The sequence below is a fragment of the Jutongia huaianensis genome, from assembly GCF_014384985.1.
GTDB classification, from domain to species: Bacteria; Bacillota; Clostridia; order Lachnospirales; family Lachnospiraceae; genus Jutongia; species Jutongia huaianensis.
In genome coordinates this window covers 271,848-288,496 of sequence record NZ_JACRSX010000002.1, presented here as the reverse complement: position 1 = coordinate 288,496, position 16,649 = coordinate 271,848, and the positions used below count along the sequence as shown (strand labels likewise).

The window sequence follows — 16,649 nt, the reverse complement described above, 5'->3', positions numbered from 1 at the left end:
ATGACCAATAGTCATTTTCTTAATCTATAGGGTATAATATCACAAAAATGACCACCGGTCAATAATTTTATTAAAGAAAAAATGTCGAATATCTACACGATATTTTCAAAGCATTTGTGCATATTTTCATGCCATTCTTTTAATGATATTTTTCTTCATTAACGCAGACTGATTCTGATCACAGCATCAAAAAGCCGGTCCCCTGAGACAAACTTCATCCGTCTCCGAAAACCGGCAATTTTTCTGATATTTCAGATACTCATCCTTATTTTTAAACAACTTATCGCATAAGATAACACTATTACAGCGATTACTCCTGCGTCAATAAAAGCATAATCTCATTGCTTCTGGCAACAAACTGTGTCATCTCCTCAGCAGAAAGTGGCTTATTGGCAAGCATCGCCAGATCATACAGCTGCTTACAGAACATATCCACATGCTCTCCTTCGGTATTGTCAAGAATATACTTCACTAAAGCATTGTTTGCATTGAGGATCAAAGTCTCTCCACCGCCAAACATACTTGTATCCATTCCCATACCGCCGGCACTGTACATCTTCATCATATCCTGCATACGGCGGGTTTCCTCTGACAGAGTGATCATGGAGGAGATATTCTCATTCTTGAGATTCTGTACCTGTACCTCCAGCTGATCCTTGCCAAGAGCCTTTTTAAATACATCGCCGAGCGTCTCGGTCTGCTTCTTTAATGTCTCCTCGTCTCCCTCTTCCTTCATAGAATCTGAAAGATCGGAGTCAATTCTCTGGAAATGTACCTTGACGTCCTCACTCTGCTCCAGCTGTGTGATAAACGGCTGATCAATGGTATGTGCCAGAATGAGAGCATCCATTCCTTGCTCCTTAAAGAGGTTGATATACTGGCTCTGCTGCTGGATATCGGTGACATAATAAACTGTCGTCGGCTCCTCTTCCTTCCCGGCAGTCTCTTCTCCTGCCTCCTCCTTTGCAACATCCTCTGCGTCAACAACCTCCGGCTGCTCACTATCCTCTTTGCCTTTCATATTCTCTACATACTCCGGCAAAGTGATATACTTGTCATCCAGATTCTTAAAGATAATGAAATCCTTCATCTTCTCCTGGAACTTCTGATCCTTCAGGCAGCCAAATTTGATAAACGGACTGATATCATCCCAGTATTTCTCATAATTCTCACGATCAACCTTGTACATACCGGACAGCTTGTCTGCTACCTTTTTGGTAATATAATCGGAAATCTTTTTGACAAAGCCATCATTCTGAAGTGCACTTCTTGATACGTTCAGTGGCAGATCCGGACAATCGATCACACCCTTCAGAAGCATCAGGAATTCCGGAATGACTTCCTTAATATTATCTGCGATAAATACCTGATTGTTGTACAGCTTAATAACACCCTCTAAATTGTCATACTGGGTATTTACCTTCGGGAAATAAAGGATACCCTTTAAGTTAAACGGATAATCCATATTCAGATGAATCCAGAAAAGAGGCTCCTTGTAATCATTAAATACCTTGCGGTAGAAGCTCTTATATTCCTCATCGGTGCATTCATTTGGATGCTTCATCCAGAGAGGTGTGGTATCACTCAGGGATACCGGTCTCTTATTGATCTTCGCCTTTTCCTTAGCAGGAGAAATTTCTACGGTCTCTTTCTCTCCGTTTTCGTTCTCCTTCTCCTCTGTCTTAGCTTCCTCCGTAAATTTTTCTACGACAACATCATCCTCGCGGATATCAGCGGCATCAATCGTCTCATATTCCTGCTCTGCACCTTCCTTTGACAGGTAGATATTTACCGGCATAAAGGAACAATACTTCTCAATAATCTCTTTGATGCGGTATTCATTTGCAAACTCTACACTGTCCTCTGACAGATACAGAGTAATCTTTGTGCCAACCTCTTTCTTGTCTCCGTCAGACATCTCGAAATTGATACCGCCCTCTGACTCCCAGTGAACCGGAGCAGCATCCTTCTGCCAAGACAGGGTATCGATCGTCACCTTATCCGCCACCATAAATGCAGAATAAAAACCAAGACCAAAATGACCAATGATCTGATCTTCGTTCGTCTTGTCCTTATATTTCTCCAGGAAATCTGTTGCACCGGAAAATGCCACCTGATTAATATATTCCTTGACCTCGGCCTCTGTCATACCGATACCGGTATCAGTGAAAGACAATGTCTTATGCTCCGGGCTGACCTCGACCTGAATGCTTGCCTTATAATCCTCCGGAAAATCATATTCTCCCATGACTTCCAGCTTCTTTAACTTCGTGATAGCATCACAACCATTGGATACCAACTCACGTACAAAAATATCATGATCCGAATACAGCCATTTCTTAATGATCGGGAACATATTCTCTGATTCAATTGATAAACTACCCTTTTCCATCTGCATAATAACAACCTCCTAAATTCACTTTATTATACATATACTAAAAAAATATCTGCCAGCGGAATAATTAGCAATCACTCGTATCGACTGCTAACAACCATTCTGGTAGATATCTTATTACGATTTTAAAAAAATGTCAAGACAAATTTAGCACTCTTTAAAAAAGAGTGCTAAAACATATTACAATATAAATGTGCTGCCACTTGCAACATCCACACCAATGGCAGATCCGGAAACAGGAATCGCTATCGCTCCTCCGGATGTAACAGACGGCTGCGTTGGTTCCGGTACCGGCCGGACAACTGAATCCCTGCTTACCGTCACTGTACAGACTGCCTTTTTTCCATTGATCGTTGTAAATGTAACAACAGCCTGTCCTTCCTGCCTGGCTGTCATCACTCCTTTGGAGGACACCGATACAATGTCCGTATCTGAGCTGATCCAGACTCCTTTTTTATTAGAAGAAAGCACCTTTTTCGGTGTGACTGTTGCTTTTAACGATTTTTTCTGATCCACTTTCATTTTGACAGAAACCGTTGACATTTTCACCTTTGTTGGTACAAACTGCGCTACGATCACCTTAACTAATTTTTTTAATGATTTATTTTTTTTCGAGGTCACACGGATTGTTGTGACACCAGTCTTCTTTCCTTTTACCACTCCTTTTTTGGTCACAGAAGCAATTTTCCGATTGGCAATCTCATACTTAACCGCTTTACTCGCTCCTCCCGGTGCAATAGATGAAACCTTTAATGTCTGTTTTCCATGGAGTTTCACCAGCACTGTCGTGTAGTTTAATGCCATTTCCATCGGTCTTGCCGCTGCGGTCGCTTCTCCCGGCATCTGGACAACCAGAACTGCTACGATCACTACCATTACCATCATACGCTTCATAACGGATTTCATTATCATTCCCTGCCTTTCTCTGATCCGCTATCGCCCCATCTCTTTTGTTATCTCTCTTCTCCAGCCACAGATCCCCCTTTATTTCTTCTGTGACTCCACGCAAGACAAAGCAGATGCAATCACCTTATCCATATCAAAATACTGATATTGTCCTAATCTTCCCCCAAAGATCAGGCCCTGCTCCTGCTCTGCAAGCTCCTGATACTTACGATATAACTCCGTGTTTTTGGAATCATTCACCGGATAATACGGTTCCTCCCCCGGTTTCCATTCAGAGGAATACTCTCTGGTGATCACCGTTACCGGCTGCTTTCCAAAAGTAAAATGTTTATGTTCGATGATTCTGGTATATGGAACATCTGCTGCCGTATAATTTACAACTGCATTCCCCTGATAATTCTCACAGTCTAACTTCTCGGTCTCAAAACGAAGAGAACGATACTGCAAATGTCCCAGAGTGTAACCAAAATATTCATCAATCGGTCCCGTATATACCGTTGTATCCGCATCAATCTCATTGCGCACCTGAAAATAATCTGTCTCCAGACGCACCTCAATCCCTTCCAGCATTTTCTCTACCATTTTTGTATAGCCATCTACCGGAATTCCCTGATAACGATCATTAAAATAATTATTGTCATAGGTAAACCGCAGAGGAAGCCGTTTAATAATAAACGCCGGAAGCTCGGTACACTTCCTGCCCCACTGCTTCTGGGTATACCCCTTGATCAGCTTTTCATATACATCGGTTCCCACCAGACGGATTGCCTGCTCCTCCAGATTGGCCGGTTCTTTGATTCCCGCCTTCCGGATCTGACGTTCTATGATCTCCTTCGCCTCTGCCGGCGTCTTGATCCCCCACATTTTGCTGAAGGTATTCATATTAAATGGAAGATTATAAAGCTCATCCCCATAAACTGCCACCGGAGAATTGATATACTGGTTGAACTCTGTATAACGATTCACATACTCCCAAATCTTTTTATCCGATGTATGAAAAATGTGAGCACCATAACGATGTACATAAATCCCGTCTATCTCTTCTGTATAAATATTTCCTGCGATATGTTTCCTTTTGTCGATCACAAGGCACTTTCTCCCCATATTTGTCATTTCTCTGGCAAATACAGCACCAAACAGACCTGCCCCAACTATCAGATAATCATACTTCATTTCATTCTCCCTTCCGCCACATTATATTCTAGCGCACTTAATTACAGATGTAAAGTATTGCGATTGTTTCCTAAGAAATAAAACTTTCCAAACACTTCCATTCCCGGATTACCGTGAGGATCTTCTTTTTTAAACATCCGGTCCCACATAGCAAAAAACATCCTCCATTGTTCCCGCTGCTGTACAGTTGTTCTTTTCCTATCCATCATTCCCGGCTTTTTGACAAAAGAAACATACGGTGTATAAATACAGTCTCCCCATCTCTTTTTTGCCTTCAGGCACAGAGAAAACCAGGTTTGATCCGAAAATGCTCCCCAGCCATTCCACTTCTTGGTTCCAACTTCCAGATTTTCCTCTACCCAGTCACTGTATACCTCTTCCTTCACAGCCAGAACAGCTCCTCCTGCCAGAGAAACATTCTGCCGAAATGCCAGGCGGTTCATATAAGACGGATCCCTGCGGGGTACCCCCCGGTACAGGCTGTAGATCTGCTCCGGTCTGGCTGCGCTGTAACCATATCCGGCATGATAAACTCTTCCCCGGTTATCATAGACTATCGGAGCTGCCACCATATTCTCCCTCGGGACAAGACAGGACAAAAGCTCCTGCATCCATTCTGCTCCCGCCTGCTCCGGCTGATAACCTTCTCTTACCAGCACGATCACATCAAATCTTTTTTCATCTACCTCAAAACGCGGCTGATTGACCGCACGAATCTCAATCTCATAAGGCAGCTCTTTTAAGCTGTGTTCCAGATCTCGGGCGATCACCTCCGTTTCTGCCATAACGAGAACCTTTGTCGTTTCCGGTATTTCATAATGCAACCGGTAAAAGGGTCCATATCCTTCCGCACTGCTGACTTTGCCAGGAATCTTTCTACGCAGGAGATGCGCCTCTAACGCTCTCCTTCCCGCCTCAACAGTATATGGCTTTGCTGCCGTGGAAGAGGCCACCGATCCCTCATGAATCCTCCAGTAATACCGCACCTTCGGCACATGATAGATATTATCTGCCTCATCCGTCAGGCGAAGCAGCATATCATAATCCTGACTCCCGTCATATTCCTTTCGAAAGCCTCCTGCTTTTTCCAGAAGGCGACGGGAAAAAACAGAGAAATGACAAATATAATTATTGCTCCGAAAACTCTCCGGCGAAAAGTCCGGCTTAAAATGAATATTTTGCACCCGATCCGGTGTTCCGTCAAAAGACAGCTCATCCGTATAAATAAATTCCCCCTGATGATAATTGATCGCCTGCATCACATCATACAATGCCGATGGATGAAGAATATCATCATGATCCAGCAGTGCAATATATTCTCCTGTGCTCATCTCTATCGCACGGTTGGTATTTTCTGAAATTCCCTCATTGATCATAAGCCGCTGATAACGGATTCTGCCGTCTTCCTTTTGAGCCTCCTGTGCAAGCTGCTGCAGCATCCGGCTGCACTCCTCATGATCGCTGGCATCTGCCAGACAAAGCTCCCAGTTTCCATAGGTCTGGTTTCTAACAGAATCCAGCATCTGCCGAAAGAAATCCTCTCTCGTATTATACAGGGGAACAACGATACTGATCTTAATTTTCCTGTCAGGCTTCCACTGCTCCTGTGTCCGTCTATCCGTCTCCGATATGGTAAGTGGACAGTATTTTCTCCCCAGATAATACTTGATATAGCAGCGGTACACAACTTTTCTGGCAGTATACCATATTCCATAATCCTTACAGAAACCACCTAGTTTTTTCCATATGTTCATGAGCAGATCCTTTCCTCCCCCTTGATCTCATTCACTAATAATTTCCCAGCAGCAATATAATATGAAATATTCTGTCATCCTCCCTGCGCTGGCGATAAAGCTCTGTATCTCTCAGGAAACGCTTTCTTGCCCAAAAGGATTTCCGTACCTTCAGAAATCTCTCTGCCAGCCGCATATTTTCATTCTCTGCGCCCATGTCACCAAAAATCCGTATAAATTCCTCCAGCTGATGACTGATATTGCCACGATTTCTGCGAAACCTTTTAAGCCGCATTTTCCATTCATCCATTTTTCTTGTCTTTGTTCCCAAAACATTTCCCTGATGCTGGCGATAACAGATATATGGGGTCTCGTCATAATAAATCTCGCCAAAGCATGTAGCGATCAGATACAGCCACCAATCGTGCATCACCGTAAATTGCGGCAGCTCTTTTACTACCATCTCCCGAAGCGACTGATCAAACACTGCCGTACAGCCGGTCACAATATTTTCAATCATGGCATTCCGGAATCCCGGCCGCATTGGCGGGCGCTTGATCTCCGATTCCAGCGGCTGCAGATTCTGGTCTACCAGCTTTGGCCTGCAGCAATACAAAACCGGGACATCTTTCCTCATGGCATCAATGATCTCAACCGCACGGGTCATCTTATCCTCCATCCAGTAATCATCCTGATCACAAAACGCATAATAATCGGATGTATCCACTCTTTGAAGCAGTTCAAAAAAGCTGCGGATCACACCATGGTTTTCTCCCTGATACCAGAAAACCTTCTCCGGATATCTCCCGGCATACTCTTCCAAAATATCCTGCGTTCCATCCGAGGAACCATCATCACGGATCACAATGCGAAAAGCGGCCTTTCCCAGCTTCTCACAATTTTGATCCAACAGAGAATCCATCTGCTCCCTGATATATTTTGCTCCATTATAAGTTGACATGAGTATCTGTAACGTTTTCATTAATTTCCTCCATAACGGACTGATAAATCCTGCGCATCTTATCCTCTACCACCGGCAGCGCAAACTTCTGTACCCTTTGCCTGTTCCACTGTCCCATCTCCTGACGCCGCTGTTGCCGGGAAATCCCGCTCTTTCCACCTCTTTCGGAAAACATGCGACGCACCTTTACTCCGTAGCTTTCCGGCTCCCAGTCATCTGCCAGATAACCACCCTTTGTATGCTCTAGCAGATCCGTAATCCCCCGGATCCTTGTAGCAATTACCGGCAGCCCCACTGCCATAGCCTCCATCACCGCCACAGGAAGTCCTTCCTGAAAGGATGGAAATACGAAGCAGTCCGCCTGACAGAGCATTGCCGGAACCTGTTCCACATACCCCGCAAACTTCACCCGGCTCTCCAGCCCCAGCTCATGTACATACGCTTTTAATTTGTCCTCCTCCGGACCGGAACCGCAAATAATATAAACCAAAGGCAGATCTAACAGCTCTTTCATGGCGTCAATCATAACAATATGATTTTTCCTTTGGGTAATCTCTCCCACACTGATTAAAATACCATAATTATCCGGAATCCCATACTTTTCATAAATATCCCGCTTCGCTTCCGACTTTCCCAGAGAATAATCCGTCTTGCACCAGGAACGAAACTTTTCCAGACGCATACCGATTCCCATAATCCGCTCCACCGATCCTCTGACCGGAAACTTCTGCGCCCTTTGATAATCTTCTTCATTGATCAAAATAAGTCTGTCCGTAAAACGGGACAAATACCGTTCCACCGGATAATAGATCCAGTTCTTTAAAGGTGCTCCCTCATAAAAGTGAAGACCATGGGCTGTATAAAGAACAGGAACCTTCCTCCCTGATTTTTTCCTCACTGCCTGCGCAGCCATTCTGGTAACTACACCACTCATGGGCATATGACAATGAATCAGGTCAAAAGCTTCCTGCTCCATAAGCTCCTTCAACTGATGATATGCTTTCCTGACGCCGTTTGAAAAGGGGGATCTCTCAAAATCGATCTGATGACAAATAAGTCCCATTCCGTCCAGACGGTGATTATCTTTTCCATAAACTACGGTATTAAAATTAGCAGCATAATGAACCTCAAAGCCCATTTCCTGTAATATTTTCACATTATTCGCCTCAAACTGCGGAAGAAATCCGCTGACTCTTGTGACAATTAACGCCTTCATGATCAGCCTCCACTATTTTCTGACAATCTCCTTTACAATCTCCTCCACTGACTCCTGATCCTGCCCGGAGTCTTCCTTCTGCGCCGTTACCTGTCCCTCGGCAACCCCCTCCGTGGCATCCTTTTTCAAAACCGTTTTGACCGTCATCAGGATCAGCTTCAGATCCATCCAGAAAGAATAATTTTCTATATAAAATAAATCAAGCTTTAACTTATCATATGGTGTGGTATTGTACTTTCCATATACCTGGGCAAACCCTGTCAGACCTGCCTTTACTCTTGTCCTGAAATTAAACTCCGGCATATCCTCACAATACTCCCGTATAATCTCCGGTCTCTCCGGACGCGGTCCTACAAAAGACATATCTCCCCGGATAATATTAAGCAGCTGTGGCAGCTCATCAATTCTCGTTGCACGGATAAAATGACCGATCGGGGTAATCCTGCTGTCATTTTCTGAAGCAAGCTTGGCAACACCATCACTCTCTGCATTCACGATCATACTGCGGAATTTGATAATTTCAAACTCCCGGTTGTATTTGGTACAGCGCACCTGCTTATAAAACACCGGTCCCCTGTCATACAGCCTGATCGCCAGTGCCGTCAAAAGCATCACCGGCGACAAGATCACCGTCAGTGGAACTGCAATCATCAGATCCAGAGCTCTTTTGGCCAGACGCTGGTCAAAGCTCAGAGTATATCCCTTCGACAACAGAAACGGGGTATCAAACACATGAATCCGGTCTGCTCCCATCAGGATAATATCAGACACCTTCGGAATAACATAGGCACGCACCTTATGTGCATAGCAGTATTTTAAAATATCATTTCTCTTGATAGCAGAAATATCTCCAATGATCACTGCCTGAAAAGATTTCATTTTTTCTGCGATGGCGTCGATTCCCTCATCAATATTGATGGCATCATATATCGCATACTTGTCTCTTCTGGCCTCTACCTTATAAACCAGATCTGCAGCCGGACGTTCTCCATAGATCAGCAGGATCTTCCATGGCTGAAAGATCCGGTTGTAAAAATGGATAATAATGACATTCCAAATGGTGGAAACCACCATCTCTGTCAGCAGAACTAAAAACAGATATGTCGGACTTACGATACCAAATGCCAGCAGACAGATGATAAAATAAGCCACAATATTGGTAAAAACCAGACTCAGATACTGCGACAGCATCACTTCAATCCTGCGGAGCTGACCGATCTTTAAGCCCCCATACATCGTGGAAAAGAAAAACATCAGCAGCGCATATAATGCAAGCAGTGCATAATGTCCTTTCCGATAGAATGTGATCTGAAACATCGTCGATGCATAATAGCCATACCATGCATATGCAAAGATTAACGTCATCAATATAATATTTACAAGTGATGCAAAAAACAGTATTGTACGTTTATATGGATCGTAGTTTTTCGTTTCTCTTTCCATGTTTACTCTTTCCCCTGCTTTATCCCCTATAATTTCCATTGGCAGCCTCTGCGTCTGCCCTCTTATTTCATCAGATTTTCCATTCCCTGCTTTTTAATATTTTCAAGGGATTTATAAATATGCTCATTTGCCAGCTTTTCTGCCAGCTCTTCATTTTTTTCCCGGACGGCATTCAGAATTGCTTTATGCTCCTGGGCAGCCTTGCCGGCACGTCCCTGGGAAGACAGCGTGTTTTTCCGTACACGCTCCACATAATGATGATAGTCCGATAAAATGTGTTCCAGAACAGTGCTGCCACATGCCTTATATAACAACAGATGAAATCGGTTATCCAGCTCAAAAATCTGCTCCCAGTGCTCCCTCTGAATATGAAAATCACTAAGATATGTGATCTCATCCAGATCATCTAACTGTTCCTCTGTAATATTGCGGCATGCCCATTTTGCGCAAAGTCCCTCCAGATAAGATCGTATCTCATATATATCAAAAATATCCTTGGCCGTGATTCCATCCACATAAGCTCCCTTGTTGGGAATAATGGTCACAAGACCCTCCAGCTCCAGCTGACGAAGTGCCTCTCTCACAGGTGTTCTGGAAACTCCCATGGATTTACTGATCGCAGCCTCCCGAAGCTCATCATTTTGTGCATATTTTCCGGACAAAATATCCTCCCGCAGACGATGAAATACCTTTCCCCGCAACGAATACCGATCCGGCATTTCCTTTTCTCCATTATAATTATCCATATCTATCCTCACTCCGAAGCTCCTTCCTGTGAGCTCCTTTTTCTAAACCATTGCCGATATCATAACACATATTAAAATAATTTGAAAGAGCAAATAACTTTAATATAAGAAGTAACTACCATTCTTTTCTCTTTTTTGGTTGAGAAATCCCTCCAAAACGTATATAATTATTCTGTGAGTAATCGCAATAAATTGAATTTATCTGGAGGAAATTATGTCTTATAACAAAAACAAACGAAAACAGCCCCAAAAGGAACAAAAATATCCTCTTGGACTACTGCTTCCAATCATTGCTTTTCTTGCAATCATCCCTTTAATCACGATGATGCACCAATATAATACCAATCTCGGTCAGTTTGAATGGTACACCACATACACAGATTTTACAGACTTTTTCTTATATTTTAAAATGGTCTGGATTATTATTGCCTGTGTATATGTGCTGTTTTGCATGGCATATTTATTCTTTTCCGCTGAAAAGGATCCCATCTGGATCAAATCCCTGATCCCTATGGCCGTTTACTGTGGACTGGCTCTTCTGTCAGCTATTGCTTCGAAATACTCCGGCTTTTCCTTCTCCGGTATCTTCGAGCAGTTTGAATCCGTATGGGTTCTCGTCGGCTATGGTCTGATGGTTTATTACAGCTTCTTTATTATGCAGAATGAATCCGCTCTGAAACGTACCATGAACTGGTTTATGATCGGCATTGCCATCATGGCATTTCTGGGACTTTCCCAGGTATTCCGTCATGATTTCTTCCAGACCGGCTTCGGCCAGAGCCTGATCAAGCCATCGACCTATACCGAAGAGCTGGTATTCAATTTCGAGCCCGGTCGTCCTTATATGACACTTTACAATCCTAACTATGTAGGTTTTTATGTTGCCCTTACCGTTCCGGTACTGCTGACGCTTCTTTTTGCCGTCAAAAAGATCTGGCAGAGAATTGCAAGTGCTCTTCTGATCATCGCAATGCTTCTGATCCTCTTTGGATCCCAGTCCCGTGCCGGTATCGTTGCACTTGTTGTTTCACTTTTTGTTATGCTCTTATGTATGCGGAAAGTATTCATTAAGAACTGGAAGATCGGCGTTGGCGGAATCATTCTGGTTGTTGCCGCATTCCTGTTTATCAACAATATGAACGATAATGTTCTGATCAACCGTTTACAGGGGATGTTTACCTCCGAGGCAGAATATTATCCGTTAAAGGACATCCAGACAAATGATAATGATGTCACTGTCGTATATCAGTCTGCCGAGCGGAATACTGCAGAAAACGGCAAAGTCACAAAGGATGATACTCTTGTGATCAAAATGCTCCAGAACTCTGATGGAGCCGATTATTTTGAGCTGAAGGACGGCAATAAAAAAGATGTTCCTTTTGCTTTGACAGAGGACGGGGTAACATATAGCATCTCCGATCCGCGTTTTCCTTTTACCTTTTGTGTATCCCGTGATGATTCCTTTCAGGGATTTCTCCTGACGATTGACGGATATCAGTGGGCCTTCTCCAATCTTATGAATACCGAGGGCCAGAAGGGCTACTACTGCCGCGGCGGCAATAATGCTATGATGAAGCTTGCCAAGATTACCGAAAGCATTCCATATCTGGATAAACATTATAAACTCGCCAACATGCGTGGTTATATCTGGGACAGAACCATTCCTCTGCTGAAGAAATATTTCTTCCTGGGAAGTGGTCCGGATACATTTATCATTGCTTTTCCAAATAATGATCTGGTAGGAATGTACAATTCCGGTCATACCAACGAACTGATCACCAAACCTCACTGTATGTATTTACAGGTGGGTGTACAGACCGGTGTTCCTTCTCTGATTGCCCTGTTAGTCTTCTTCGGCTGGTATCTGATCGATTCTCTGCGAATCTACTGGAGATGTCATTATTCAGAATATATGACATATTTAGGTGTTGGTATCTTCGCTGCCGTGATCGGCTACCTGATCCTCTCTCTTACCAATGATTCCTGCGTGGCGCTTTCCCCGATCTTCTATACACTGATCGGTATCGGACTTGGTATTAACCACAAGATCCGAAAGGATATGGAATTTGTTTTCATTAAGAAAACTACCCCAGACGAAAAAACAGAAACTGCCACAAAAAGCAGTACTACAACAACGAAAACCTCCACTGCCAAAGAGAAAAATGAAAACAATAATAACAGTAAAAACAATAAAAAGAAGAAAAAGAAATAATATATTATAGAAAGGAAGATGCCTATATGAATGCACAAAAAGTCAGTTTTATCGTATGCACGGACAGTGAATCGGCATTTCATGAATGCGAGATCTATATTAACCAGCTGGAAATACCAGATGGCTTTGTGGTAAATGTTCTCCCGATCCGTGGTGCAAATTCCATGGCGGAAGGTTACAATGCTGGTATGCTGCAAACGGATGCCAAATATAAAGTGTATCTTCATCAGGACGCACTGATCCTCAACAGGCACTTTCTTCTGGATACCATTGCGATCTTCCGGGAATATCCACAGATCGGTATGATCGGCATGGTAGGAACAAAACAGCTTCACAAAAACGGCTGCATCTGGTCAAATCCTATGAGAACCGGTGCCCTCCGTTCCCACTTGATCACCACATCAGATGAGTATTTCGATATTCCCATCCCGGAGGGACGGGATTTCACCACAGTGGAAGCCATTGACGGACTGCTTATGATGACAGATCAGGATTTTCTATGGCGTTCCGATCTGTTTACCGGCTGGGACTTTTATGATCTGGCACAATGCCGGGAATTTCTCCGGGCCGGATACCGTATTGCTGTCCCTTATCAGGAGACTCCGTGGGTTCTCCATGACAGCGGTGCCCAAAATCTGAAGGATTATCACACCTACCGTAAGACCTATCTGGAAGAATATTGTCCGGATAATCAGGTGGAAATCGATGCCTGTACCCGTTTCATCGCCACACAGGCTGAAACGTCTCCTCAGATGGCTGCCGGGAAAAACACTGCAGTGGATACCCTTCTCTCGCTGATTCAGGAGAAACGATATGAAGAAGCGCTTCACTTTACACAGGAAAATCTGTCCCAAAATCAGGACAATGAATTATTCTGTATTCTGACGGTGTTCCTTCAGATCAATCAACAGGAAAAAGAGGCTGACATTCATGAGGTATTTATTCCACTGGAGTCAGGGGAGCAGACCGCTGACTGGCTTCCACTGCATTATCAGCGGATCTGCCGTTATCTCTGGCGTACAGAAAATAAACTTCCGGAAACATACCAACAGGAGGGACAGGCATATTTTACACGCTGGCATGTATCAAAAACTGCCCGTGACCGCATCCGGATCCTGTGCCTTCCGGAATAACATTCTTTCTCCTGTGAAATAGCAGCTATTACGAGCATTGCGAAGCAATTCTTGGAGGGCAAAACGCTGGTTTTGCCCTTTTTTGTTCTGTATCTTAAATTCTTTCTTCTCCCACTTCCATTTCTAACCTTCTTTTCTTTGTTTTCCCAGACTGCTTAACAGACACAATATATAAACGATCCCTGCCGTGATCAAAATCTTCCCTGCCGGCCAGCTAAAACAAATTCCTCCGGTTCCATCGGCAAATCCGCCATCCTGGTTCAGGAATGTCTCAAGGAACAAATAGCTCAGACCATAACCGGCACAAACTCCTGTCAGGATTCCAAAGAAACAGGTGATTGCCTTCTCCAGGATCAGCATTTTCCGCATCTGCCCTTTCGACATTCCGGCTACAGACAAGAGATAAAATTCTTCCCGCCGCATGGTCATTCCCGCTGCTGTCACATTAAATATCTGCAGCAGACATACAAATAAAATAAATGCCCCGATTCCTGCGCCTCCTTTCTCAAGCAGTTCCATCTCCCGATTGGTATTTCCTTTGTCTTCCTGATACCAGTCCAAGTCTCCGCTCCCGTTGGCATCCGATACCAATACATATTTTTTGTCGATCGACTTATTATTCAATTCTTTGATATAAGCAGCCAGATCCTTTCCGGCCTGCCTGATATCCCTCTCAATCCCGACAAATACTACACCATCACCTGTACTATTCATAGAAAAATATGAACTTTTGCCTGTGCTGTACAGATCATACGTCTTATCTGCCATAAGCACTCCCACGCTGTTTCCCCCCTGGAGCCATTGCTCCGTCAGATATGCCGAATTATATGTGTCCTCCATAATGATTGCCTGAATCGGAAGCCGGACAACATTACCACGATCCACCTCGATCTGCTCCAGCGTCATTTTCATATTGTATATCCCCACAACATAATCATTTCCCCAGGCTTTGATCATCTTCTTATACTTCTGCAGAGGATAGCCATTTTTCTCTATCAATTTTCCTGCTTTTTTCCAGTATCGTTCTAAATTTTTTTCATATTTACGATATTCCCGTGATTTTTTATTTAGCCATGCATTATCGGAAAGTGTCGGTTCCTTTCCCAGTTTCCCTGAAATCATTCTCAACTGTCCGGCCACCCGGTTCCCCGCTTCATTTGTCAATACAGGAAATGTATCCCCGACTTTATAATCCGTTAACCGTACATCCTCACGAACCACGTTCCCGTCTTCATCCTTTGGATTATATTTATAATCACATAATACAATTCCATTTTCTTTTACCATCTTGTCATAATCAATGGCTCCTGATACAATCTGCCCCTTTAATCCATCCAGATGATCCCGGTCATATCCTATTGCTGTCACATAACTATACCAGCTATCCGCATCCTCTGCATTTTTAAAGTGCTTTTTCTGTCCGTAATCCGGCATATGAAGAATACCCGGCCGGTAAAGCCCCGTTTTTTTTACTCCCTTCAGCTTTGATACATCCTGGCAGATCTTCTTTTTTTCTGCCACAGAACAGTCCCCGGTAATTTCAATGGCTTCCGTATATTCTACATGCGTCCCCTGCATACTGTTTTCATAAGTGGAGTAGGTCGTCTCCACGCTGCTGAAAACAACGGAAAATAAAACCATGCTGATAAAAAGACCAATAAACATATAAATCTGGTTTCCCGGATTTCGTGTCATATTCCGGGCTGCATATTCCCATTCTACGCCAAATATTCTTCCAAACAAATGACTGATAGTATGACGCCCGCTCTTTTTCTTTCCGTTGCCCGTTCGTATTCCATAAACACCTCCGCGAAGGGTCTCCTGTACTGATCGGTTTCCTGCCTGTCTTGCCGGCTCCATCAGTGCAAGAAGTGTCACTCCGATACAAAGCAGACAACTATACAATACCGCCAGAGGATAGAAATGAAAACGTACCGGAACACGAAGCATCAGGCAGTCATTGATCCATCCCTGACAGCTTCGCAGGAGAGCAAATCCGATTGCTGTCCCCAAAACGGTACTAAGCAGCGTCAATAAAACTCCTTCCACCGCCAACATAAAGGAAAGCTGTCTCTTCGACATTCCAACACACCGAAGCACACCATACTCCTTCATCCGCTCCAGTACCGGCAGCATCATAGTATTTCGGATCACCAGCATTACAAAAGAAGCAAACAGAGCACCGATCATTGCCACAATAGCATTTCCGGCAGATCTTGCCATAGAATCCTCCTCTGTGCCCTGTCCCAGATGTGTTGCGATTTCTGAGTTAACCCTCACTGCATATCCGGTATCCTTCTCAATCTGCTTCGCACATCCGTTCAGATCTGAAGTGTCCTTTGCTCCCACATAAAGTTGATAATACAGCTCTTTTTTATCATTTCCATCGTCATCGGTATACTCGGAATACCCTTTCTTCAGATAAGTTTCCCGTACCTCCGGAAGTGCATCCAGCTTCTTTTTCATCCTGCGGTAATCCTCCGGCTTCCACTCATCCTCCCCATCAATCGAAGCTGCCCCGACCGGAAATCCATCCATCTCCATCTCGCATCCATGCTGTTCAATCATAACCGCCTCATATCCATAATTCATCAAGGTAAAACCAACTGTAATACTGCAATAACACAGAATAACAGATATCGTGATGGCCAGAAGGGAATATATGGTTTCCAGAAGATGTTTTTTGCGGTATCGAAGCACCAGCATAAAATAATATCCCAACTGTTTCATC

11 protein-coding genes are annotated in these 16,649 nt (G+C 43.8%); 2 read left to right on the top strand and 9 right to left on the bottom strand.

Going from position 1 to position 16,649, the window contains the following annotated elements; all coding sequences use genetic code 11:
• Positions 1 to 310 precede the first annotated feature (310 nt).
• From htpG to H8704_RS03285, 8 genes are all read right to left on the bottom strand, one after another.
• A complete protein-coding gene (gene htpG, locus H8704_RS03320; protein WP_118678609.1) occupies positions 311 to 2,398 on the bottom strand; it encodes a molecular chaperone HtpG in 2,088 nt (695 codons plus the stop codon).
• Between the two features lie 177 nt (positions 2,399 to 2,575).
• Positions 2,576 to 3,307, bottom strand: coding sequence for an Ig-like domain-containing protein (locus H8704_RS03315; RefSeq protein WP_249297334.1), 732 nt, complete (start codon positions 3,305 to 3,307; stop codon positions 2,576 to 2,578).
• 72 nt (positions 3,308 to 3,379) lie between these two features.
• Entirely contained in the window at positions 3,380 to 4,474 is a 1,095-nt protein-coding gene (glf, locus tag H8704_RS03310; RefSeq protein WP_249297332.1) for a UDP-galactopyranose mutase, read from the bottom strand.
• Positions 4,475 to 4,515: 41 nt separating this feature from the next.
• The gene (locus tag H8704_RS03305; RefSeq protein WP_118678605.1) at positions 4,516 to 6,228 is read right to left on the bottom strand and encodes a glycosyltransferase family 2 protein; all 1,713 of its coding nucleotides are present in this window, start codon (positions 6,226 to 6,228) and stop codon (positions 4,516 to 4,518) included.
• Between the two features lie 34 nt (positions 6,229 to 6,262).
• A complete protein-coding gene (locus H8704_RS03300; RefSeq protein ID WP_249297330.1) occupies positions 6,263 to 7,189 on the bottom strand; it encodes a glycosyltransferase family 2 protein in 927 nt (308 codons plus the stop codon).
• Entirely contained in the window at positions 7,155 to 8,384 is a 1,230-nt protein-coding gene (locus H8704_RS03295; protein WP_022465585.1) for a glycosyltransferase, read from the bottom strand. The genes H8704_RS03300 and H8704_RS03295 overlap by 35 nt, the downstream gene beginning before the upstream one ends.
• A 12-nt stretch (positions 8,385 to 8,396) precedes the next feature.
• The gene (locus H8704_RS03290) at positions 8,397 to 9,866 is read right to left on the bottom strand and encodes a sugar transferase (protein WP_249297328.1); all 1,470 of its coding nucleotides are present in this window, start codon (positions 9,864 to 9,866) and stop codon (positions 8,397 to 8,399) included.
• Between the two features lie 23 nt (positions 9,867 to 9,889).
• On the bottom strand, positions 9,890 to 10,573 hold the full coding sequence (locus H8704_RS03285; protein WP_022465583.1) for a GntR family transcriptional regulator: 684 nt from the start codon (positions 10,571 to 10,573) through the stop codon (positions 9,890 to 9,892).
• 214 nt (positions 10,574 to 10,787) lie between these two features.
• Here H8704_RS03285 and H8704_RS03280 point away from each other — a divergent pair, with 214 nt between their 5' ends.
• Together H8704_RS03280 and H8704_RS03275 are read left to right on the top strand one after the other, a co-directional pair.
• Positions 10,788 to 12,785, top strand: a complete 1,998-nt coding sequence (locus H8704_RS03280; RefSeq protein ID WP_249297325.1) for an O-antigen ligase family protein — start codon at positions 10,788 to 10,790, stop codon at positions 12,783 to 12,785.
• A gap of 26 nt (positions 12,786 to 12,811) precedes the next feature.
• Entirely contained in the window at positions 12,812 to 13,918 is a 1,107-nt protein-coding gene (locus H8704_RS03275) for a glycosyltransferase family protein (RefSeq protein WP_022465581.1), read from the top strand.
• Positions 13,919 to 14,041: 123 nt separating this feature from the next.
• On the opposite strand, the gene H8704_RS03270 is transcribed toward H8704_RS03275, so the two are convergent.
• Complete coding sequence (locus H8704_RS03270) at positions 14,042 to 16,648, bottom strand: ABC transporter permease (protein ID WP_249297324.1); 2,607 nt, start codon at positions 16,646 to 16,648, stop codon at positions 14,042 to 14,044.
• Position 16,649: the final 1 nt, after the last annotated feature.

Coding starts and splice junctions, on each gene's coding strand:
- htpG (WP_118678609.1), bottom strand. CDS start 2,398: ATGCAGATGGAAAAGGGTAGTTTATCAATTGAATCAGAGAATATGTTC.
- H8704_RS03315 (WP_249297334.1), bottom strand. CDS start 3,307: ATGATAATGAAATCCGTTATGAAGCGTATGATGGTAATGGTAGTGATC.
- glf (WP_249297332.1), bottom strand. CDS start 4,474: ATGAAGTATGATTATCTGATAGTTGGGGCAGGTCTGTTTGGTGCTGTA.
- H8704_RS03305 (WP_118678605.1), bottom strand. CDS start 6,228: ATGAACATATGGAAAAAACTAGGTGGTTTCTGTAAGGATTATGGAATA.
- H8704_RS03300 (WP_249297330.1), bottom strand. CDS start 7,189: ATGAAAACGTTACAGATACTCATGTCAACTTATAATGGAGCAAAATAT.
- H8704_RS03295 (WP_022465585.1), bottom strand. CDS start 8,384: ATGAAGGCGTTAATTGTCACAAGAGTCAGCGGATTTCTTCCGCAGTTT.
- H8704_RS03290 (WP_249297328.1), bottom strand. CDS start 9,866: ATGGAAATTATAGGGGATAAAGCAGGGGAAAGAGTAAACATGGAAAGA.
- H8704_RS03285 (WP_022465583.1), bottom strand. CDS start 10,573: ATGGATAATTATAATGGAGAAAAGGAAATGCCGGATCGGTATTCGTTG.
- H8704_RS03280 (WP_249297325.1), top strand. CDS start 10,788: ATGTCTTATAACAAAAACAAACGAAAACAGCCCCAAAAGGAACAAAAA.
- H8704_RS03275 (WP_022465581.1), top strand. CDS start 12,812: ATGAATGCACAAAAAGTCAGTTTTATCGTATGCACGGACAGTGAATCG.
- H8704_RS03270 (WP_249297324.1), bottom strand. CDS start 16,648: ATGAAACAGTTGGGATATTATTTTATGCTGGTGCTTCGATACCGCAAA.